Genomic DNA, 21,799 nt, shown 5'->3' with positions numbered 1-21,799 from the left:
TTTTGATTATTTTGTCTTCCTGTACCTTCGCCCTAGCAGCCAAGGGTTACCCAATACACCATCAAATTAATATTTGAGGAACAAAATAAGACAAAAAGTGTTTACATATGCTGCGCTATTTTACACAAAGAATATTATATGTTTTTTATAGGTGAAAAGTCAAGTAGTATTTGCTGATAGGTTACTATCAGGAAAAATTTTAGAATATCACTTATATTTTTTTCTACCTATTTATTGCCAATATGATATAATTAGTATAATTTAACTAGATTTATACATTTAGGTGATATTTCCCAGAAATCACTTGTTCATATACATATTTTCATGAAAAGCCTATTGTGTTGTAATGCTTTGAAGGCTTTTATGAGTAATATTCCTCCTGTTTGAATAGGTATATATTATAAGTAATTAGAACTGTTTTTGTTTTTAGCATTATTAGTTTACGTCCTCAAAGAAATTATTTCCCTGTTTTTAATTATGTGGTTTGTTTCTCAGAAATTTGTTTACGATTGAATTCCAAAACTATATTTATTATTGAATAACTAAAATGGATGGAATTTATTTACGACGAGATGGAATATATTGGTTTATTTTGTCTAGCTAAAAATAGGAATAAATAATCAAAGAAAGAATAGTTAGGTGAATTAGGTGATAAATACATGGACTTCCTTGGCCACCAAAAAATAATAATGTTAAAAAGTCGTTTTTTTGATTTATATAGTATGAAAGTGATAAATGAAAACATCGGCATCATCATGCAAGCAGCACTTGAAGCAATCCAAGAAGTACTTGGTGCCGTTGAAGTAACTTTATATTCTATCGAAGAATGGAATGCGAATTGGACGATTGTGTCTTCAACTGTAATAAAGAATTCTAAGGAGCAGGCTGTTTATCTGAATGAAGACATATCTTTTCTATGTGAATATAAATTCTCTCGAACTTCTATAAAAGATGATTCGGTACATGATTATATGTTGTTAGCACTTAAGAACAAGGAAAAAGAACAAGTTGATTATATTTTAGCAATTAAAATGAAGAAGGAACTATTGGATGACCCCCATGGAGAGAGTCTTTTGTTTGATATGGCAGGTAAAGAAGTTGGAATCTTTTTTACAAACATGCAGAATATTGTGGATACAATGAAAGAAAAAAAGAAATACAAGCAGTTATTTAAAGTGACGGAGAAGTTTCATTCATCCATGATGATGGAAGACGTATTAAGAGAAGTTATCTTCACTTTAAAGGAAGTTTACCCATTCTATCATTATTTTCTTTTGCTTTCCCATGATAACAATAGTCCAACAGATTTACCAGTTAAGGACTTAGAATACAATGGCGAAAATATGGCTGCAATGGAGGCTTATGTTACAGCTGAATTACAATTCGAAAACTTGAAAAGGGAAAAAAGTTCGGTTATCTATGCACCTTTGAAAGGAAAACAAGGTGTATATGGCGTTTTGCAAATTATTGTTCCGAATGCAATCTCCTTTCCGAAAAACGAAGTGGAATTTATTTCTTTATTAGCTAATACAGCAGGAGGGGCTTTGGAAAATGCTCAGTTATATCAACAATCTAAAAAATTAGTTACTGATTTGCAACTAATTAATGAGGCTTCTCATCAATTAAATTCCAATTTACGTTTAAATGAAATGATGAACTATATTTGTGAAAGAATATCTGCTAGTTTTGATGCAAAAGAAGTAGGATTTATCTTATTTTCACTTGAAAACAATTCTACAAAAGTGCTGTCCGGGAGCTCCTCTTTCTTTTTTAATCAAGAATCACAGCAATATATTAAATATGTTAAAGAAAAAATTCAGATCGAGAAAGATTCTCTGTTTCTAGGAGATTTTAGTATGCAGCTTGAGGGAGCACGATATAAATCCATTATGGCTGTGCCAATGATGCAGACAGGTGTATTAAAGGGGGTTGCGATTGTCATGCATCCTTCTGCCTATCATTTTTCTTTTGATACATTTAAACTATTACAATCATTGATTCATCATTCTACCCTTGCCTTAACCAATTCTTTGTTAAGAGAAGAATTAGAAAAAATGGTTGTTACAGATCATTTAACAAAATTATATTCAAGAAATTATTTGGATGAAAAAATCCAAATGTCTTTACTGGAAGATAAAGAAGGAACGTTTATTTTAATCGATATTGATGATTTTAAATTGATAAATGACACATATGGTCATCAAATTGGCGATGATATTATTATTCAGGTAGCGAATATTATAAAAGATAATATTCGAAGTTCTGATATTGGCTCTAGATGGGGGGGAGAGGAATTAGCTATTTACCTCCCTAGAGTTCCTCTCTCTTTAGGTGTAACTATTGCAGAAAGATTAGTAAAAAAGGTAAGGAGAAATTCTAAACCAGCAGTAACCATTTCATGCGGGGTTGCTTATTGGAATAAACAAAGTAATGATACGTATCATACTCTTTTTAAGCGTGCTGATAAAGCCTTGTATACGGCAAAAGAAACAGGAAAAGATAAGGTTATCATTCAAAATACTCTTCTTATTTAGAGAATAAAAGGGTGTTTTACCTTTCTCCAGAGGAAAGATAAAACACCTTTTTTGCAAGCTGACAATAACAAAATTATTCCTATTATTATAAATACTTAACTAAAGTAGAAGCGAATAATTCTAAGTATTTTTGATCCAATTCATCAAATCGATTCTTTTCTGGGGAATCGATATCAAGCACTCCAATTAATGTGCCATCTTCTTTTACTAATGGGATTACAATTTCGGATTGAGAAGCGGCATCACACGCAATATGGCCAGGGAATTGATGGACATCTTCAACTCTTACTGTTTCTTTATTGTGAGCGGCTGTACCACAAACCCCTCTCCCAAATGGAATTCGAACACAAGCAGGTAATCCTTGGAATGGTCCAAGAACTAGTTCATTTTCTTCCACTAGATAAAAACCCACCCAATTGATGTTTTGCAAAAATTGATTCAATAATGCGGATGCATTAGAAAGATTCGCAATAGCATTATGTTCTCCCTCTAATAAAGCACGTAATTGCTTTTCAACTAATTGATACTGTTGTTCACGGTTACCATTATATGTTTCGACACTAAACATGTATATCACCAATCTTTCTCGTTTTAAATGTGTTTTTTTGACGATAAATACAGAAGAATCCAGCACTTTGTCGGAAGGTTTTTAAAGGATTCTTTCCGCTGATAAAGAAATTGTAATTAAATAGAAAACGATTGTCTTCATAAAAACAGTCTTTCTCAATTATATAGAAGTTTTTATTATTCAACCATACTTTTTAATGATTCGCAACAGAAAAGAGGTAGACTAGATGAAAGAAATTTCAACAAGGGATGCCATTGTAGAAGCAGCCATTTCTTTATTTAATCAAAAAGGCTATCATGGTACTTCTATACGTGATATTGCTGGATTAGCAAATGTAAATATTGCCAATATATCGTATTATTTCAATGGGAAACAAGGATTATTAGAGTATTGCTATATGAACTTTTTTGAAACGTATTTAGAACTGCTTGAAGAAGTATTTCTTCAGTCTGATAGTCCAACAGAGAAATTAAAAAAAATGGTGGATTGCATTATTTCCTATCAATGTAAAAATCCACAGCTGACAAGATTTGTTTTACGAGAGGTATCCATCGATTCCCAAGTTGTAAGAGAAATAATGTCCACCTATTATGTGAAAGAAAGATATATTTTTACGCAAATCCTTGAAAAGGGGATCGAGAGCAAAGAATTTAGAAAACAATCTATTTCTTATAGTATCATTCAATTAAAAGGACTACTCTCGATGCCCTTTATACACTCTTATTATGTGACCGAGGTTCTTCATATTTTTCTAAATGAGGACTACTTTAAAAGAAAGTATATAGAAGAGATCCACCGATGGATTCGCGATGTTGTTTGTTTGAACGAAAAAGAATTATTGATTATTCCATAACATAACGTCCCAGCCTTGCCCTAAATCTTTTGCCTGATGAGCATCAGATCCATATACTAAAGGGATTTGACGGTTTATCGCTTCCTTGACAATCCACTTAGGAGGATATGGTTCTTTGCAATATGGCTTATTTACGCCTGCCCCATTATAATCCAGTTCATATCCATGGCTTTTCACTTCATCTAAAATGGTGAAAATAATGGTTTGAAAGTTCTGCTCCTGGGGATAAAGCTGCTGGAATTTATGTATAAGGGTGATATGGCCTAGTCGTTTTGGCTTGGCTGGGCCTAGATCTGCTTTAATCGATTTAAGAAGTGTTTGATAGTAGCAGTCATATAGTCTTGAAACTCCTCCATACTGTTTCACCATATGTCCAAAATACTCAGGACTATAATCCACACAATCATAGCGATTAGATAATGGATCTTTCAAAAAGTGAACACTTAGGATACTGTCGTCCAAAAAATGTCCCCATTCAGCTAGAAAATCTTTTATTTCTAGTTCGAATCCTTCTATATAATCAATCTCGAGTCCTATATTGATCTTTATTCTTTCTTCATATTCTTTCTTGATATGCTGAACTTCCTTTAAGTAGAATGGCAGTGCTTCCAGCGTTATACTACTATCCTGTGTTGGTGTGGTATCGATAAAACCTTTTGGTAATGGCGCATGCTCTGTAAAAGTCATTTCCGTAAAACCGAGCATAATTGCTTGTTCAACGTATTGTCTAAGAGAATCCTTCGTTCCATGGGGGCAAAATGGTGTATGAATATGTCCGTCCTTCTTCAACGTAATTACCATCCTTTCTATTCCTTCTATATTCAATATATACTTAATTTAACAGCAAGGTAAATAAAGAAGTTTTCCTGCGTGTTTTTTTGAATTAATCCTTATATAATTAAGATAACTATCGAACTTTGAAAAAAGAATACAAAATTATGAAAAAAACGTAAAATAATAGTCAAAAATTGTCGTTTACATGTTATCATAAATACAAAGAATTTTACTTGCTTATAGGGAGACATCTCTTAATTTTTTTTCTTATTTTGTTATCGTACAGATTTGTTGAACCTATTTAGTTTTTTAGGGCATTTAATCCATTGTTGTTACTTACGGATTACTGCTGCTTAATTTTGATAAAAAATAGTGAAAATAGATACGGAATTATGGCCGGTGTATGAACAGGGGGCTTCAAATGAATTACATAATTGGAGGAATAGGGATAGTTATTTGCCTATTCGTAGCGGGATATTTTATTAAAAGAAAGTATTATAACGGAGTCGATGAATTAGAAAACTGGAAAATAAATATCATGAATCGTCCAGTACTGGAAGAACTCGCGAAGGTTAAACAATTGAATATGATTGGACAAACTGAAGAGTTATTTGAAAGATGGAGACAAGAATGGGACGATATCGTTACGGCTGAATTACCTGAAATTGAAGAGCTGCTTTTTGATACAGAGAGTTATATTGATAAATATAATTTTCCAAGAGCGAAGAAGACACAAGATATAATTCGGATGAAAATGGAAAGTGTGGATAAAAGAATTGATACACTATTAGAAGAGCTTAATAACCTTGTCGGTAGTGAAGAAAAAAACCGCACAGAAATGGAAGAACTAAAAGAATCCTATCGTGTCAGTAAAAAAAATCTTTTAGCCCATCGCCATACTTTTGGTGATACAGAGAAAAAGATTGAAACAATGATTCAAGAAATAGCGGAATTATTTATTACTTATGAGGAGAAAACGAATAATGGAGATTATTTAGAAGCAAGAGAAATAGTCTATAAAATCCAAGATCGCTTATCTACTATTACTTATTTGATTGAAAAAATTCCTCCATTATTAATTGAATGTCAAACGAAGCTGCCTGAACAACTTGATGAGTTAAAAGATGGCTATGCAGATATGCTGGAGCAAGGATACATTTTAGAACATTTGCAGATGGATGAAGAAATAGCAAGTTTAACTAATGAACTTGCTTCCACAGAAACAGATTTAAAGGAAGGAAATGTGGAGGCCGTAGAGAAGGTTGTTTCTGAAATTCAGGATAAGCTAGATTTACTTTATGACTTATTAGAAAAAGAAGTGCTGGCAAAAAATTATTGCCATATCAATATGAATGCAACAAAAGAAATCTTAGCAGATGTGCAGCAAGGAAATGCGCAGCTTCAAGTCGAGGTTGGCTTGTTACAAAAGAACTATAATTTAGATAATGAAGATATTGAGCTTCAATTTAAGTTGGAGAAGAAATTAAATTTTCTATTCAAGCAATATGAAGTATTAGAGCATAAATTACTGACCGAATCTGCAGCACATACACTTTTGGGAGAAGAGTTAAAAGATTTAAAGGAACAGTTAGAAAGTGCCTCTTTAGAACAAAAAGCACTATTTGAAAAGCTGCATGCTCTTCGTAAAGACGAAGTTTCTGCCCATAATCGCTTAAGAGAATTAAGTAAACAAGTGGCAGATGCGGTAAGAAGCGTGACAAATAGCAATTTGCCAGGTGTCACAGAGGAATACAATCAACTAATGCAAGAAGCAAAAGAGAGTATTGATCAAGCAAAAAGAATGCTAGAACATACGCCATTAAATATGGTTGAAGTGAAAAAGATAATTGATGTGACCGAAGAAAAAGTGACAATGCTAGTAAATGTAACAATTGAATTGGTTGAAACAGTTTATTTAGCAGAGAAAATTATTCAATATGGAAACAGGTATCGTCGTAAATATCAAAAAGTCCATCAAGGTTTATTAGAAGCAGAAGCTCATTTTAGACACTATCGCTATAAAGAAGCATTGCAATATGCAGCAGCCACCATCGAAGAAATAGAGCCAGGCAGTATGAATAAAATCGAAGCTTGGTCAAATGAATGGAAAGAAAATCAACATTAGAAAGCTAATGCAATATGTGCAAAAAAGTCTGAGGAAATAAACTCAGACTTTTTTTATGTAATGAAGAAATCATAGTAGCTTATCCGTGTATTTGCAAAAGTTTTAACATATGGTAGCATTATAAAGTAAAACTTTCATGGTGGGGCTTATTACCTAAATGTAATGGGCATCTGTTGTGAAGCGTTCGACTTATCGGATATCCTGTCAAAGAACATAAAAAAGCAGTTGCAGTTTTCAATCGATAAATACTCTTTTAAAAGGAAACTACCTTCTAGAAAAGATTTTGTTTTTATGATGTGGTACAGCAAAATGGCTGTTAATAAATATATCCATTTAACTAAGTAAAGTTAACTTTTTTAAGGAAAGGAACTCCCGATGTAATGATCTATATAGATAATAGTGCTACAACTAAACCTTTTTCAGAAGTTCTTGATGCATATACTACTGTATCTCAAAAGTATTTTGGGAATCCATCCTCGATCCATGGGATAGGAATGGAAGCGGAGAAATTACTAATACAGGCAAGGGAACAAATTGCTGAGCTCTTAGAAGTAAAAAGTAATGAAATATTTTTTACTTCAGGAGGAACGGAAGGGAATAATACTGTTTTAAAAGGGATAGCGCGTACGTTTAAAGGAAAAGGAAATCATATAATAACGACAACTATTGAACATGATTCTATTCACAAGGTAATGGAACAATTAGAAGAAGATGGATTTACTATTACGTATGTACCCGTTAATGAATATGGACAAGTTTCTGCAGAGGATATAATCAAACAGATTCGTAAAGAAACCATCCTTGTCTCGGTGATGCATGTTAATAATGAAGTAGGTTCAATTCAGCCGATTGAAGAAATAGGCTGGTTTTTATCTAATTATCCGCATGTTTTTTTTCATGTGGATGGCGTTCAAGGAATTGGAAAGCAGCCAATTTCTTTAAAGAAAGCAAATATAGACGCTTATACGATTTCAGCTCATAAATTTCATGGACTTAAAGGAAATGGCGTTCTATATATAAAAGAAGGTAAAAGGATTCAACCGCTATTAGCAGGTGGTGGTCAAGAAAATGCTTTTAGAAGTGGGACCGAGAATGTAGCTGGAGCAGTAGCAACTGCCAAGGCATTACGAATGCAGCTACAAAATCAAAAAAAGAAAATGTCTGTCCTAACACAGATAAATCTTTATTTGCGTGAACAGCTAGCTAGAATAGATGGTGTCTCTATCCATTCGCCAGCTCTAGGAAAAAGTGTGCCCCATATTCTTAATTTCTCTATTGAAGGAATAAAAGCAGAGGTATTTGTTCATGCGTTAGAAGAACGTGATATTTATATTTCTACAACGAGTGCATGTTCCTCCAAAACTAATAAAGTTAGTAAGACATTATTAGGTATGGGTGTATCCGAACAAATTGCTGAAAGCTCTTTTCGAATTAGTTTTTCGTATGCAAACACAATGGAAGAAATGGAAAAAGTAGTGGCTGCTATACAAGATATCAAAGAATGGTTGAGAGGTGTAATGAAATGAAATATGATCGTATTTTAATACGCTATGGGGAACTATCAACAAAGGGAAGAAATAGAAAACAATTTGTAGATAAATTAAGACGGACAATCGCCAAGGCTTTAGAGGCGTTTCCAGCTGTGTCTATTGAAGCAAAAAGAGAAAGAATGTATGTATTATTAAATGGGGAAGATGTGGAGGAGATTTCCAAAGTTCTTAAAAATATCTTTGGCATTCAATCTTTTAGTCCTGCAATAAAGCTAGAAAGAGATATCGAAATAATCAAAGCGGCTGCTTTAGATATTGTTACTTCTTTATATGAGGAAGGATCTACTTTTAAAATAAGTGCTCGACGTGCAGACAAAGGGTTTGAACTTGATACTAATGAAATAAATCAGGCGATTGGTGGTCATTTATTAAAAAATATCCTTGGTTTAAAAGTAGATGTTAAAAACCCTGATATAAATGTCCAAATTGAAGTCAGAACAGAAGCGATCTATCTTTCCTGTGAAAATATAGCAGGAGCAGGAGGATTACCTTCAGGAACAAGTGGAAAAGCGATGTTGATGTTATCTGGAGGATTGGATAGTCCGGTAGCTGGATACTTGTCCATGAAAAGGGGATTAGAAGTAGAGGGAGTACATTTCTTTAGTCCGCCATTTACTAGTGAAAGAGCTAAACAAAAGGTAATTGATATTTCGGAGAAACTGGCTCGTTTTAACGGACATTTTGTCTTGCATATTGTTCCATTTACGACAATCCAGCAGTTGATTCATAAACAAATTCCAGAGAACTATACGATGACTGCAACACGAAGAATTATGTTAAGAATCACAGACGAAATTCGGAAAAGGCAAGAAGCACTAGCTATCATTACGGGTGAGAGCTTAGGTCAAGTGGCGAGCCAAACGTTAGAAAGTATGTATGCAATCAATGACGTGACAAATACTCCTATTTTAAGACCTTTAATAACAACAGATAAAACGGAAATTATTGAATGGGCAAAGAAAATTGATACCCATGATATCTCCATTCGTCCATATGAGGATTGTTGTACAGTATTTGTACCTTCTTCTCCAAAAACAAAACCGAAAAAGGAAAAAATACAGTATTACGAAAGCTTTACTGATTTTGAGCCTTTGATTGAAGAAGCAGTCAAAAATGTGGAAACGATAATCCTGAAAAGAGAAGAAAATAAAATAAACACAGAAATGGATTCCCTTTTCTAAGTGGAGCATCATAACTTTTGCTAACAAAAATCCCCAATATTTTTGTGAAGAATTACCAGTAATTAAAACGAATGAATGCCATGTGTATTACACATTCTATTATCACAAGGAGGTGATACACATGGCAAGCAGCAACAATTCAAATCAATTATTAGTACCTGGAGTTTCTCAAGCTCTAGATCAAATGAAATATGAAATCGCTACTGAGTTTGGTGTAAACTTAGGTGCTGAAACAACTTCTCGCGCTAACGGTTCAGTTGGTGGTGAAATCACTAAACGTTTAGTTCAAATGGCTGAGCAACAATTAGGCGGCGGTTTCTCTAAATAATTGAATAAAATGGCTACAAAGAGCAAGGTGTTATGCCTTGCTCTTTTCTTTACGATATTTTTATAAAAAGAAACACTTTATCATTTTGCAGAGTGAGTTTCTATTGAACTTTCATGTAGATTTTAGAGTAATTCTTTGAAAAACTATCAATTTCCTAGTGCTTTGAAATTTAAATAATTTAAAAAATACAAATGGGGTAGTATAATGGGTTAAGTATTTACAATTAGAATCAGGAGGAATAGGTTATGAAGACGGAAGATTTAATAGCTCCCAAACAATATAATTTTGTTTCGGAGATTGAGAAATTTGCCCAGAATCCAGATAGGCTAGCATTGAAATGGGAGAACGAAGAAGGCGAAACAAAAGAAGTTACATATTCCTCTTTAATGAAAGCAGCAAATAGAATAGGAAATGTATTTAAGGATGAAGGGTTACAAAAAGGAGATGTCGTGCTTGTTATTGTTCCACGAATAATAGAAGCATATCAAGTATATTTAGCAGCTTTAAAACTAGGGTTAACGATTTTACCAAGTTCTGAAATGCTGCGGGCCAAAGATTTGCAATACCGGATCAAGCATGGAGACGTAAAAGCAGTTGTTAGTTATTATCCTTTCATAGGCGAATTAGAACTAGTAGAAGATATACATATGATTAAACGCTTTGTGCTGGGAGAAGGAAAAGAAGGCTGGATGCATTTAGATGCAAGAGCAGAAGATGTTTCTGACGAGCTGCAGTTAGCTCCTACATTGAAAACAGATACGGCTTTTATTTCCTATACTTCAGGAACAACGGGGAATCCAAAAGGTGTTGTACATACGCATGGATGGGCATATGCTCATCTAAGAACAGCTGCTCCAAATTGGCTCTGTATTGAAGAAGGAGATTTAGTGTGGGCAACAGCAGGACCTGGATGGCAAAAATGGGTATGGAGTCCTTTATTATCAGTATTAGGATCTGGAGCAATTGGACTTGTTTATCATGGACGATTTAATCCAGAAAAATATTTACAACTTTTGGAGAAATATGAAGTGAATGTTTTCTGTTGTACACCAACAGAGTATCGTCTAATGGCGAAAGTGGAGGATATTCATAAGTATCAATTAAACCAATTACGAAGTGCTGTTTCTGCTGGCGAACCATTAAACAGGGAAGTAATTGATGTATTTAAAGAACATTTCCACCTAGATGTACGTGATGGATATGGACAAACAGAAAATACATTATTAGTTGGGATAACAAAAGGAGTCGAATTAAGACCTGGCTCCATGGGAAAACCAACACCAGGAAATTTGGTGGAAATCATCAATGAAGATGGTGAAATTTGTTCAGTTGGTGAAGTTGGAGATATAGCAGTTCACAAAGATACGCCAGCGTTGTTTAAGGAATATTTAAAAGAACCAGAAAGAACACAAAATCAATTTCGCGGGGAGTATTACGTCACAGGGGATCGTGCGAGAAAAGATGAAGATGGTTATTATTGGTTCGAAGGTAGAAGAGATGATATTATTATCAGTTCTGGCTATACGATTGGACCATTTGAAGTGGAAGATGCTCTTGTTAAACATAAAGCGGTGAAAGAATGTGCGGTCGTAGCAAGTCCAGATCCAATAAGAGGGAATGTTGTGAAGGCATTTGTCGTTCTTAGAGATGGAATGGAAGGAAACGAGGAATTAACGAAAGAGCTGCAATCCCATGTCAAGAAATTAACGGCTCCTTATAAATATCCTCGTAAAATAGAATTTATGAATGAGCTGCCAAAAACAACTTCAGGTAAAATTAGACGAGTTGAATTAAGAGAGAATGAAAAAAATAGTAAGTACTAAAACAGTATATTGAATTGAAGCAGGGAGACAAAAAGGGCACTTTTAAGAGTGTCCTTTTTGTAAAAAGAAAAGTGAAAATGGGGAGGGATTGACGTGAGAAAACTTATTTATGGTGGGAAAATATATACACTTAAAGAAGAAGGAGATCTGGTAGAAGCTATTTTAACAGATGGACAATATATAGTAGACTATGGTGATAAGGAATATTTGTTAGAAAAACATGGAGAAAGCATAGAGGAAGAAATAGACTTAAAAGGTGATGTGCTTCTACCAGGTTTTGTTGATAGTCATATGCATTTAATTGGTCACGGAGAAAAACTTTTAAGACTAAATTTATCTGCTTGCACCTCGAAAGAGGAAGCTTTACAAATGCTAGCTAGTTATGCAAAGGATATTAAAGAAGGCGAATGGGTTATCGGAGATGGTTGGAACGAAAACATGTGGCCTGAACAGAAAGTCCTGACAGCTAAGGACATTGATCAACATGTTCCCAATCATCCCGTTCTCCTTAACCGAATATGCAAGCATGCGATTGCGGTGAATTCATATGCTTTGAAGATTGCCAATATTACAAATGATACACCAGTTCCATTTGGTGGAGTTATCGAGAAGGATGAATTAGGCAACCTTAATGGCGTATTTAAAGATCAAGCTCAAGAATTAATCACAAGTGTTCTACCAAAAGTAACAGACGAATATGTGGAGAATGCATTACGAGCAGGAATTAAAGATGCTTACCGATTAGGCCTTACTGGAGCTCATACAGAAGACTTAAATTACTATCATGGATATAAAGGAACATATCAGTCCTTTAAAAAAGTAATAGAAGAAGAGGGCAATCTATTTAGAGCTCATCTGCTTGTGCACCATGAAGTGTTTGAAGAGATGAAAGAAGATGGTGGGAAATACTTAGGTGGTTCCGAATGGGTAGAGTTTGGTAGCATGAAAATATTTGCAGATGGCGCTTTCGGAGGAAGAACCGCCTTTTTAAGTAGACCGTATCATGATGATCCTTCGACAAATGGAGTAAGTATTTTTACCCAAGAAACGTTAGATGACCTAGTAGCAAAGGCAAGAGAAAAAGAAAATCCGATTGCTGTACATGCCATTGGGGATGCTGCCTTTGAGATGGTGTTGAATGCTATTGAAAAGTATCCCTTGCAAGGGTCTGGGAGAGATCGTCTTATCCATGCAACCATGCTGCGCAAGGATTTAATCGAACGTATGAAGGGATTACCTTTAATATTAGATATCCAGCCTAGCTTTGTAGCTTCCGATTTCCCATGGGTTATCGATAGACTGGGAGAGGAAAATTTAGCATACTGTTATGCTTGGAAAACATTATTAGAAGAAGGATTGCATTGTGCAGGTGGTTCAGATGCTCCAATTGAAAATGTGAATCCTTTAGTAGGAATTCAAGCAGCAGTGACAAGATCTAACCAAGAGGATAAACAAGGAAAAGGATATATTCCCGGAGAGGCTTTGACGATTTATGAAGCAGTTTGCCTGTATACAAAAGGGAGTGCCTATGCTATTTGTCATGAAGAGGATCGGGGGAAGATTGAGAAAGGGTTTGTAGCGGATTTTACGATTTTAAATAAGGATATATTTCACGTGAACTCACATGAAATAGAGCAAATCGAAGTAACGAAAACCATTGTGGGAAATGAAATAATGTACGAACGTAATTAACAGAGGAAGTTAATCCATTACAAAGATTTCTAAAAAAGATTGATTGTCAGCCTCCAAAAAAATGTATATAATATGGAATATTTCGATTATAGAAAGAAGCGATGAAAAATGGAGAAAAATAATGTTCGGATTGGGGTCATCTTTGCGGGGATTTCCTATTTAATATGGGGGCTGTTTCCGATATATTGGAAACATCTGCAAGGAGTAGGAGCAGATGAAATTCTTGCAAATAGAATATTTTGGTCGTTTATTTTTATGTGTATTTTACTTACTATTACACGGAAATGGACATTGTTTTTTCAAACACTACGATCATTTAAGTATCAAAAAAAACAGGCGATTATGCTATTTATAGCTTCTGTGCTAGTTAGTTGTAACTGGTTTATCTATATTTGGGCGGTAAATGCCAACAAAATAATCGAAACGAGTCTTGGGTATTATATAAATCCATTAGTAAGTGTATTATTAGGCATTTTTGTGATGAAAGAAAAATTATCGAAGATCCAGTATGTATCCGTACTATTAGCTGCAATCGGAGTTTGTATTATTACATTCGCCCATGGAGCCTTTCCTTGGATAGCAATTTCTTTAGCAATGACATTTGGTTTATATGGCTTGGCAAAAAAATTAATCAAAGTTGATTCCGATGTAGGATTAACATTGGAAACCATGTTTATTACCCCATTTGCGCTCCTTTATATCGGTTATTTATTTGCAAAAGGGAATCATGCCTTTTTGGCTGTTTCAACCAGTTTAGACTTTTTGTTAATTATATCAGGCGTGTTGACAGCTGTTCCGTTATTATTTTTCGCTAAGGGAGCGCAGCGGATTCCTTTATCCATGCTAGGATTCATACAATACTTAACACCTACATTAACATTAATTCTTGGTGTATTTGTCTATCACGAACCATTTACAACGGCACACTTATTAGCATTTATATTTATTTGGTCTGCATTAACGATTTATTCTCTTTCGCGAACAAAGCTATTTTCTTCAGCAGAAAAGAAAGAAGAAGCTAAAGGAATAGCATAAGAGAAAAATAATAAAATACTATAGTTGGAATTATGCATTTTTCTGAAACATTTTTCTTGGTAGAACGTAAAGGAAAGAGAACGAATATTAGGGGGTTTTGAGTGAATGAATGGAAAACGTTGGGCAGCTTTAGGCATAGCAGGTGTTATTTTTGCCTTCTCCATTATTACTAGTTTGGTATCAATAGCATTTACAACCGATGTGGAAGAGTTATTTGGACAATTTCTAGGTGAAGGTAAAGCGCCTTATGTAGAAGAATACATAGAGGATGGAAATATCGCTAATAAAATAGCAGTTTTAGAAGTGTCTGGAACGATACAGGATACTGGTGATGCTGATTCTCTTTTTTCAGCAGCTGGATATAACCATACTTCCTTTATGGAAAAGCTGGATTATATAAAAGAAGATCCAAGTGTAAAAGGGGTTATTTTGAAAGTGAACTCTCCAGGTGGAGGAGTAGTGGAAAGTGCACAGATTCACGATAAAATAGTGGAAATTCAAAAGGAAGCTAAAATACCTGTTTATGTCTCAATGGGATCAATGGCAGCTTCTGGAGGTTATTATATTTCAGCCCCTGCTGATAAAATTTTTGCAAGTCCTGAAACATTAACTGGTTCGCTTGGTGTTATTATGAGTGGATATAATTTTGAAGGTCTAGCTGAAAAGTATGGTGTTGAATTTGTTACAATTAAAAGTGGTAAATACAAGGATATCATGAGTTCTACTAGAGAAATGACAGAGGAAGAAAGAGACATTTTACAACGATTAATTGATAATTCATATGCTGGTTTCGTTAAAGTCATCGCAGATGGACGAGGTATGAAAGAGGCAGAAGTGAAGAAAATCGCAGATGGTCGTATCTATGATGGAAGACAAGCGAAGGAATTAAATTTAATTGATGATTTTGGTTATTTTGATGATGTGGTAGAAAAGATGAAAGCAGACTATCAATTAAATGATGCTGCGGTTGTTAAGTATACGGACAATACTGGCTTTGGTTCCTTGTTTGGCGTGACTGCGAAAAAATTAATTACAAGTGAGGATAAAGAATTAGCAAATATATTAAAAATCGTCACAAATGCTAACTCACCTCGACTAATGTATTTATATGCAGAATAGGAGGGGAACTAATTGAGTAATGAACATGAAAAGTTGGAAACTGAAACTTCTTTAAAGGGAGAAACAGTGTCAGAATCTACTATTTCATATAAGGAAACAGTAGATAGGGATGAGCAGACACCAAATGTACCAAAAGAAAAGAAGTTGCCATTGGGGGAAGCTCCTTATGTGTATGCAGGATTCTGGATGCGCTTTTGGGCATATCTAGCAGATTTAATTATTGTTTCAAGTGTCAATCGAATTCTAATCTATCCGATTTTACGAATAGCCGATATCCCGTTATACGAATCAGGGATTTTCTCAACAGTAAACATTTGTACAGCTATTACGTTTTATTTATATTTTGTGTTAATGACAAAGTTTTTGAAACAAACATTAGGGAAAATGATTTTTGGATTAAAAGTTGTACCGATAAACAAAGAAAAACTAACATGGGATACTATTCTTTTCCGTGAGTGGATAGGTCGATTTATCTCTAGCAGCTTTTTCATTTTATATGCATTAGTTGCCTTCTTACCAAAGAAACAAGGACTTCATGATATATTTGCTGATACGGCAGTAGTACATGACCGATAACAAAAATGAGACGAGGATTGCAGTATTTTAACGAATATAGACCCGAACAATTATACGGAAATGGTAATTTTCGTATAATTGTTTGGGTTTTTTTATTGATTTTGTGAAACACGCTTTCTGGTAATTAACTGCAGACCTAGCATGTTTAATTTTGGCTGCTTTATCCAATAATAATAAGCTGAAGGGAAGTGTTGCCAAAATGAAAGTTCTTTTCATTCTAGCTATTATTATTGGTGCTTTTTTATTACTTCTACTATCTTTATGTTTTTTTAAATTAACGATACATATCCGCTATTACCATAAGAAAGATAACGATGATTTAAAAATAGAAGTTCGTGCGTTATTTGGAATTATTCGGTATAAGAAGACGATACCACTAATCAAAATAGATGAGGACTCTCCTTCATTAGTAATAGAAGAAGAAACAGAAATAACAGGCAAAAAAGAGACAATGGAGGATACGAAACAATTTTCTGGCTCAGATTTATTAAATTTTTTATCAAATTCCCAAGAGTTATTAAATCATGTTGTTCATTTTCACCGCATAGTAAGAGCGTTTTTAGCAAAACTAACAATAAAGAATATAGAATGGAGCTCCATTGTGGGCCTAGGAGATGCGGCGCATACAGGGATGGTTTCGGGTGCAATTTGGGCAGTAAAAGGCAGTATCATCGGAATGATGAGTAATTATATGAAGCTGCGTGATATGCCGAAAATAAATATCTATCCTCAATTTCAGGGAGTTGCCTCTGAAACATTATTTTCTTGTATGATTCAATTTCGGTTAGGGCATGCTATGATGGCAGGAATTAAACTGGTGAAATATTGGAAAGATGGTTTCCCTAATTTTAAAACAAATGAAACGTCTATCCAAAGTAAACAATAGACAATGGAGGAATAGGAAAATGTCAGATCATCCGATTCAAGGCTTAATGACAACTGCGATGGAAAATTTAAAAGAAATGATTGATGTCAATACGATTATTGGCGATCCTGTCGAAACACCAGATGGCAGCGTTATTTTAACTGTTTCTAAAGTTGGATTTGGATTTGCGGCCGGAGGGAGCGAATTTACGTTAGAGAATCATTCATTAAATGATTCTTTAACAAAGCATCCTTTTGGTGGAGGTAGCGGTGGTGGAGTTAGTATTACACCAATTGCATTTTTAATTGTAAATGCTCAAGGAGTAAAAATGGTCCACTTAGATGAAAGTACCCATCTTTATGAAAAAATCTTGGATATTGCTCCACAAGCTGTTGATAAAATTCAGCAAATGTTTGCCAAGAAAGATTTATCTTCTAATTCCAACAGTAGTGAAGGACAATCACAGCAACAAAAAGAAGATATTGAATTTTAATGTTCAGCAAACTGCGAATTTAATTGTTAGCAAAACGAGTTCACAAGAATCGGTGAGCTCGTTTCACTTTGCCTGTAAATATCCTTAAACAGTTCGTATTTTTTGCAAATAGTAGCAACTATCGATATGATGATAGTAATTACATATGAATATGGAGGAGAGACAAATGGCAAATGTAACATTTAAACATAATCCAGTCACACTGATTGGGAACGAAATTAAAGTTGGAGACAAAGCTCCCGAATTTACTGTATTAGCGAATGATATGTCAGAAGTGACTTTAGCTAGCTCAAAAGGAAAGATTCGTCTTTTTAGTGTAGTTCCTTCTGTTGATACAGGTGTGTGCGATGCGCAAACAAGAAAATTTAATGAAGAAGCTTCCAAGCTTGAAAATGTGGAAGTAATAACAGTAAGTGTCGATTTACCTTTTGCGCAAAGAAGATGGTGTGCAGCAAGTGGGTTGGAAAATGTTATTACCGTATCAGACCATAGAGACTTGTCTTTCGGGGAAGCATATGGTGTTGTGATGAAAGAATTGCGATTATTAGCACGTGCTGTTTTCGTAGTAGATGCTAATGATACGGTAACATACGTAGAATATGTAAGTGAAGGAAGCAATCATCCAAATTATGAGGCAGCAATCGCAGCAGTAAAAGAAGCTAATTAATTTGCCGAACGGCAGATAATACAATCGATTATCTGGTTAATTTCTTAACCGTATGATAAGCTAGAGTTTGGCCTTTTAAAAGGGACAGACTCTTTTTATTTGGTTTATTTTATAAGAAATCTATAATAATTAGGTGATAACATGAACATTTCTCCAGTAGAAGAATTATTTACAGTTTTTAATGAAACAGCATTGATTATACAAGAAGAACTAGAATATACGTATTTAGAATCTTTAGCTTTAACAGGAGAGAATATTTTTCAAGAAGCGATTTTACAGGAAGAGTTAAGTGAATTAAGTAAAAAAAGATTAAAAAAATCATATGAAACGATTCACTTGGCTAAATATTCAAAAGAGGAAATTCGTAAAGCATTTCAATTAGTCATTTTAAAAGGAATGAAAGAAAATACACAGCCTAATCATCAAATGACACCAGATTCAATTGGAATCCTCTTTGGTTATTTAGTACAAAAGTTTTATACGAGTGAAGAGCTTCGGTTATTAGATTTGGCAGTTGGGACAGGCAATCTATTAACAACTGCGATGAACCATCAAGTCGGTAAGAATATTGCAGCCTACGGTGTTGATATTGATGACTTGCTTTTACAGTTAGCATTAGTAAATGCGAATCTTCAGGAACAACCGATTGAATTTTTTAACCAAGATAGCTTAGAGCATTTGTTTATTGATCCAGTCGACGTTGTCGTAAGTGATTTACCAGTAGGGTATTATCCGAACGATATTCGTGCGAATGAATTTAAAGTGAAAGCGGAAGATGGGCATACATATGCACATCATTTGTTCATCGAACAAAGTATAAATTATGTTAAGCCTGGGGGCTATGCTTTCTTTGTTATTCCTAATAACTTATTTGAGTCAGAGCAAGCGGCTAAACTTCATGACTATATAAAAGAAGAAGTACACATACAAGCAATAATGCAATTGCCGGAAACGCTTTTCAAAAATAAACAGTCCGCAAAAAGTATATTGATTCTACAGAAAAAGGGGAATAATATAGTAGCACCAAAGCAAGTTTTACTTGCAAAAGTTCCAAGCTTCTCTAATATGCGTGCAATGGAACAAGTTTTAAGTGAATTGGACACATGGATACAAGCAAATAAGTAAGGATAATAATTTAAATTACGTTAAGTGTTATAAGACAGTTTCCTTTTATTATATAGAAGATAATCGGCGCAAATTTGTCTTTTTTTCGAAAAATCGACGAAAATCTAAAAAAAAATGAATAACTGGGCATAATGTGCTTGAAATGTTTCTAGTAGAATGTTTTAATGAAAAACTGAAAGAAGTAAATCTTGTCTGTTGTATGATTCGATCTGTTCAATGTCAGGCAAAGTAAATAAAAAGTTGTTATACAAAAGGGGAGTAAATCATTTTATGGCAAAAATAATTGCGATTAATGCTGGTAGTTCTTCACTAAAGTTTCAATTGTTCGAAATGCCAAGTGAAGAAGTAATTACAAAAGGTTTAATAGAGCGCATTGGATTAACTGATGCTGTATTTAATATCTCTGTCAACGGAGAAAAAATCAAGGAAGTTACAGAAATTCCTGATCATGATGTCGCTGTTAAGATTCTTTTAGGCAAATTAACAGAATTAGGCATTATCGCATCTTTAGATGAAATCGAAGGAATTGGCCATCGTGTTGTTCACGGCGGAGAAGAATTTGCTGATTCTGCAGTAATTACAGATGATGTAATTGGTAAAATTGATACTTTATCTGAATTAGCACCTTTACACAATCCAGCTAACTTAACTGGTATTCGTGCATTCCAACATGTATTGCCAAATGTTCCGGCTGTAGCAGTATTTGATACAGCATTCCATCAAACAATGCCGGAAAAATCTTATTTATACAGCCTTCCATATGAATATTATGAGCAATATGGAATTCGTAAATATGGTTTCCATGGTACAAGCCATAAATACGTGTCTCAACGTGCTGCTGAATTATTAGGCCGTCCTATTGACCAATTACGCTTAATTTCATGTCACCTAGGAAATGGTGCTAGTATTGCAGCTATTGAAGGTGGAAAGTCTGTTGATACTTCAATGGGATTCACTCCTCTTGCAGGTGTTACAATGGGAACTCGTTCTGGTAATATTGACCCTGCGTTAATTCCGTTTATCATGGAAAAAACAGATCAATCTGCTGATGAAGTATTACAAGTATTAAATAAGAAGAGTGGTCTTTTAGGAATCTCTGGTTTCTCCAGTGATTTACGTGATATTACAGAGCAAGCAAAAGAAGGCAACGATCGTGCGGAACTTGCATTGAGAATTTTTGCAGATAACATCCATAAATACATTGGATCATATGCATCTGGAATGAACGGTGTAGACGCAATTATTTTTACTGCTGGTATTGGTGAGAACAGTGAAATTGTTCGTGCTAGAGTTCTTCAAGGGCTTGAATTTATGGGAGTTTATTGGGATCCAACATTGAATAAAATCTCTGGTGAAGAGTCATTCATTAACTATCCACATTCTCCAGTAAAAGTAATGGTAATCCCAACAAATGAAGAAGTAATGATTGCAAGAGACGTTTGTAGATTAGCTGGTATTTAAGTTAAGCGTACAAAGGTCTAGGATGAAAAATTAGAAGACAATCTTTTTCGTAGCATAATGTACGAGAAAGATTGTCTTTTTCCTATTAAAAAAGGAATACTACTTGAATGGATAAATATATTGTCTTTTATTGGCTTCTTTTAGTAAAATAAGGAATGATTCTTATTATTCAGGGGGGATTAAATGCTTACAAAAGCTGAAGCTTATTATTTGGATAAATTAGAGCAATGGGAAAATGAACGGAAAAGTGAACGATCAATCAAAATTCTCCATCTTTATTCTGATTACATAGATACTGGCTTATCCTATTTACCTGAATGGCAAAAACAAAAAATTGTACGATCACTTAATAATATCTTATTCCATCTTCATGCCATCTTAATTAATTCCACATTTCAACGAAACACCGCTCAAAAAATTATGCAGCAGGCAAGAGTACATAATGAATCAATCTTCACTTTAAGAGATATGACAAAATTGAGTATAGACCAATTACAATCCATTGCAGAAAAACAAATGGCTCATTACAGGATGCTTGCCTCGGCCCAAGGGGCTTTGGCTTCGAAGCATACTGGTTTTTTCATGGGCGATTTTCTCTCGATGCTTATTATTAATCTTCGATCCGTTCAGGTTCTTGCTTCGCTATATGGGAGACCAGCTGATAGTCCCAATGAAATCATGACAGCATTGAAAGTTTTCTGTGCAGGGTGTTTACCGCATGAGCAGCGAAAAGAAGCATGGAATGAGCTAATGGATGAATTGGAGAAAGAACAGCAAGGTTTCTTTTATGATGGAAAGGATGAAATAGTTCAGGAAAAGATGCTGCACTCTTTATTAAGTGAGCTGATAAAGCTTTCATTTATCTTATTTTTTAAAAGGAAATCGAGTATGGCTGGTACCATAATAGGAGCAGCGGCGAATTACCATTTTACGAAAGAGATGACGGAATTGGCACATCATTTTTATCAAAAAAGCTATTTACTAAGTAAACGAGATGGAATTTATCCGTCTTTAAGATAAGTGTAGCAAC

General features: G+C 34.4%; 19 protein-coding genes. 17 read left to right on the top strand and 2 right to left on the bottom strand.

Features of this window, described 5'->3' with window-relative positions; genetic code table 11:
* Positions 1–659 precede the first annotated feature (659 nt).
* Entirely contained in the window at positions 660–2,534 is a 1,875-nt protein-coding gene (locus MHH96_RS23235; RefSeq protein WP_047941830.1) for a sensor domain-containing diguanylate cyclase, read from the top strand.
* An 85-nt stretch (positions 2,535–2,619) separates the two neighbouring features.
* Here the strand turns inward: MHH96_RS23235 and MHH96_RS23230 are convergent, their stop codons facing one another.
* A complete protein-coding gene (locus MHH96_RS23230) occupies positions 2,620–3,102 on the bottom strand; it encodes a GAF domain-containing protein (protein WP_047941831.1) in 483 nt (160 codons plus the stop codon).
* 226 nt (positions 3,103–3,328) lie between these two features.
* Here MHH96_RS23230 and refZ point away from each other — a divergent pair, with 226 nt between their 5' ends.
* On the top strand, positions 3,329–3,955 hold the full coding sequence (gene refZ, locus MHH96_RS23225; protein ID WP_047941832.1) for a forespore capture DNA-binding protein RefZ: 627 nt from the start codon (positions 3,329–3,331) through the stop codon (positions 3,953–3,955).
* Here the strand turns inward: refZ and hisJ are convergent.
* On the bottom strand, positions 3,938–4,744 hold the full coding sequence (hisJ, locus tag MHH96_RS23220; RefSeq protein WP_047942138.1) for a histidinol-phosphatase HisJ: 807 nt from the start codon (positions 4,742–4,744) through the stop codon (positions 3,938–3,940). The genes refZ and hisJ overlap by 18 nt on opposite strands.
* Before the next feature lie 406 nt (positions 4,745–5,150).
* On the opposite strand from hisJ, the gene ezrA reads away from it, so the two are divergent.
* From ezrA to MHH96_RS23145, 15 genes are all read left to right on the top strand, one after another.
* Positions 5,151–6,854: a septation ring formation regulator EzrA gene (gene ezrA, locus MHH96_RS23215; protein ID WP_047941833.1), complete on the top strand. Its 1,704-nt coding sequence runs from the start codon at positions 5,151–5,153 to the stop codon at positions 6,852–6,854.
* Positions 6,855–7,234: 380 nt separating this feature from the next.
* Positions 7,235–8,380 carry a cysteine desulfurase family protein gene (locus MHH96_RS23210; RefSeq protein WP_047941834.1) on the top strand — a complete coding sequence of 382 codons (1,146 nt, stop codon included), beginning with the start codon at positions 7,235–7,237 and terminating at the stop codon, positions 8,378–8,380.
* Entirely contained in the window at positions 8,377–9,585 is a 1,209-nt protein-coding gene (gene thiI / locus MHH96_RS23205; protein ID WP_047941835.1) for a tRNA uracil 4-sulfurtransferase ThiI, read from the top strand. Before MHH96_RS23210 ends, thiI begins: the two co-directional genes overlap by 4 nt.
* A 121-nt stretch (positions 9,586–9,706) precedes the next feature.
* Complete coding sequence (locus MHH96_RS23200; RefSeq protein ID WP_031534962.1) at positions 9,707–9,913, top strand: alpha/beta-type small acid-soluble spore protein; 207 nt, start codon at positions 9,707–9,709, stop codon at positions 9,911–9,913.
* Positions 9,914–10,158: 245 nt separating this feature from the next.
* Entirely contained in the window at positions 10,159–11,736 is a 1,578-nt protein-coding gene (mbcS, locus tag MHH96_RS23195) for an acyl-CoA synthetase MbcS (RefSeq protein ID WP_047941836.1), read from the top strand.
* Positions 11,737–11,829: 93 nt separating this feature from the next.
* A complete protein-coding gene (locus MHH96_RS23190; protein WP_047941837.1) occupies positions 11,830–13,428 on the top strand; it encodes an amidohydrolase in 1,599 nt (532 codons plus the stop codon).
* Positions 13,429–13,536: 108 nt separating this feature from the next.
* Positions 13,537–14,463 (top strand): EamA family transporter RarD, encoded by a 927-nt coding sequence (gene rarD, locus MHH96_RS23185; RefSeq protein WP_047941838.1) that lies wholly within the window; start codon positions 13,537–13,539, stop codon positions 14,461–14,463.
* A gap of 105 nt (positions 14,464–14,568) precedes the next feature.
* The gene (gene sppA / locus MHH96_RS23180; protein ID WP_047941839.1) at positions 14,569–15,582 is read left to right on the top strand and encodes a signal peptide peptidase SppA; all 1,014 of its coding nucleotides are present in this window, start codon (positions 14,569–14,571) and stop codon (positions 15,580–15,582) included.
* 12 nt (positions 15,583–15,594) lie between these two features.
* Complete coding sequence (locus MHH96_RS23175) at positions 15,595–16,158, top strand: RDD family protein (protein ID WP_047941840.1); 564 nt, start codon at positions 15,595–15,597, stop codon at positions 16,156–16,158.
* Positions 16,159–16,357: 199 nt separating this feature from the next.
* Positions 16,358–17,044, top strand: coding sequence for a DUF2953 domain-containing protein (locus MHH96_RS23170; protein ID WP_047941841.1), 687 nt, complete (start codon positions 16,358–16,360; stop codon positions 17,042–17,044).
* Positions 17,045–17,063: 19 nt separating this feature from the next.
* Positions 17,064–17,516: a GerW family sporulation protein gene (ytfJ, locus tag MHH96_RS23165; RefSeq protein ID WP_047941842.1), complete on the top strand. Its 453-nt coding sequence runs from the start codon at positions 17,064–17,066 to the stop codon at positions 17,514–17,516.
* A 166-nt stretch (positions 17,517–17,682) separates the two neighbouring features.
* On the top strand, positions 17,683–18,183 hold the full coding sequence (gene tpx, locus MHH96_RS23160; protein WP_047941843.1) for a thiol peroxidase: 501 nt from the start codon (positions 17,683–17,685) through the stop codon (positions 18,181–18,183).
* Positions 18,184–18,324: 141 nt separating this feature from the next.
* Complete coding sequence (locus MHH96_RS23155) at positions 18,325–19,308, top strand: class I SAM-dependent methyltransferase (RefSeq protein WP_047941844.1); 984 nt, start codon at positions 18,325–18,327, stop codon at positions 19,306–19,308.
* Between the two features lie 270 nt (positions 19,309–19,578).
* Entirely contained in the window at positions 19,579–20,769 is a 1,191-nt protein-coding gene (locus MHH96_RS23150) for an acetate kinase (protein WP_047941845.1), read from the top strand.
* Between the two features lie 183 nt (positions 20,770–20,952).
* Positions 20,953–21,789, top strand: a complete 837-nt coding sequence (locus MHH96_RS23145; RefSeq protein WP_047941846.1) for an EcsC family protein — start codon at positions 20,953–20,955, stop codon at positions 21,787–21,789.
* The last annotated feature ends 10 nt before the right edge of the window (positions 21,790–21,799 follow it).

It is taken from the genome of Niallia sp. FSL K6-0212 (assembly GCF_038007605.1).
GTDB lineage: Bacteria > Bacillota > Bacilli > Bacillales > Cytobacillaceae > Niallia > Niallia circulans.
The sequence above is the reverse complement of the archived record's forward strand: the minus strand, read 5'-3'. Positions and strand labels throughout refer to the sequence as shown.

Bases quoted from the DNA above. Each gene is read 5' to 3' on its own strand.
- MHH96_RS23155 (WP_047941844.1), top strand. From the start codon at position 18,325: ATGAACATTTCTCCAGTAGAAGAATTATTTACAGTTTTTAATGAAACA.
- sppA (WP_047941839.1), top strand. From the start codon at position 14,569: ATGAATGGAAAACGTTGGGCAGCTTTAGGCATAGCAGGTGTTATTTTT.
- MHH96_RS23235 (WP_047941830.1), top strand. From the start codon at position 660: ATGGACTTCCTTGGCCACCAAAAAATAATAATGTTAAAAAGTCGTTTT.
- tpx (WP_047941843.1), top strand. From the start codon at position 17,683: ATGGCAAATGTAACATTTAAACATAATCCAGTCACACTGATTGGGAAC.
- MHH96_RS23200 (WP_031534962.1), top strand. From the start codon at position 9,707: ATGGCAAGCAGCAACAATTCAAATCAATTATTAGTACCTGGAGTTTCT.
- MHH96_RS23170 (WP_047941841.1), top strand. From the start codon at position 16,358: ATGAAAGTTCTTTTCATTCTAGCTATTATTATTGGTGCTTTTTTATTA.
- MHH96_RS23145 (WP_047941846.1), top strand. From the start codon at position 20,953: ATGCTTACAAAAGCTGAAGCTTATTATTTGGATAAATTAGAGCAATGG.
- rarD (WP_047941838.1), top strand. From the start codon at position 13,537: ATGGAGAAAAATAATGTTCGGATTGGGGTCATCTTTGCGGGGATTTCC.
- mbcS (WP_047941836.1), top strand. From the start codon at position 10,159: ATGAAGACGGAAGATTTAATAGCTCCCAAACAATATAATTTTGTTTCG.
- ezrA (WP_047941833.1), top strand. From the start codon at position 5,151: ATGAATTACATAATTGGAGGAATAGGGATAGTTATTTGCCTATTCGTA.
- refZ (WP_047941832.1), top strand. From the start codon at position 3,329: ATGAAAGAAATTTCAACAAGGGATGCCATTGTAGAAGCAGCCATTTCT.
- MHH96_RS23230 (WP_047941831.1), bottom strand. From the start codon at position 3,102: ATGTTTAGTGTCGAAACATATAATGGTAACCGTGAACAACAGTATCAA.
- ytfJ (WP_047941842.1), top strand. From the start codon at position 17,064: ATGTCAGATCATCCGATTCAAGGCTTAATGACAACTGCGATGGAAAAT.
- MHH96_RS23210 (WP_047941834.1), top strand. From the start codon at position 7,235: ATGATCTATATAGATAATAGTGCTACAACTAAACCTTTTTCAGAAGTT.
- thiI (WP_047941835.1), top strand. From the start codon at position 8,377: ATGAAATATGATCGTATTTTAATACGCTATGGGGAACTATCAACAAAG.
- MHH96_RS23150 (WP_047941845.1), top strand. From the start codon at position 19,579: ATGGCAAAAATAATTGCGATTAATGCTGGTAGTTCTTCACTAAAGTTT.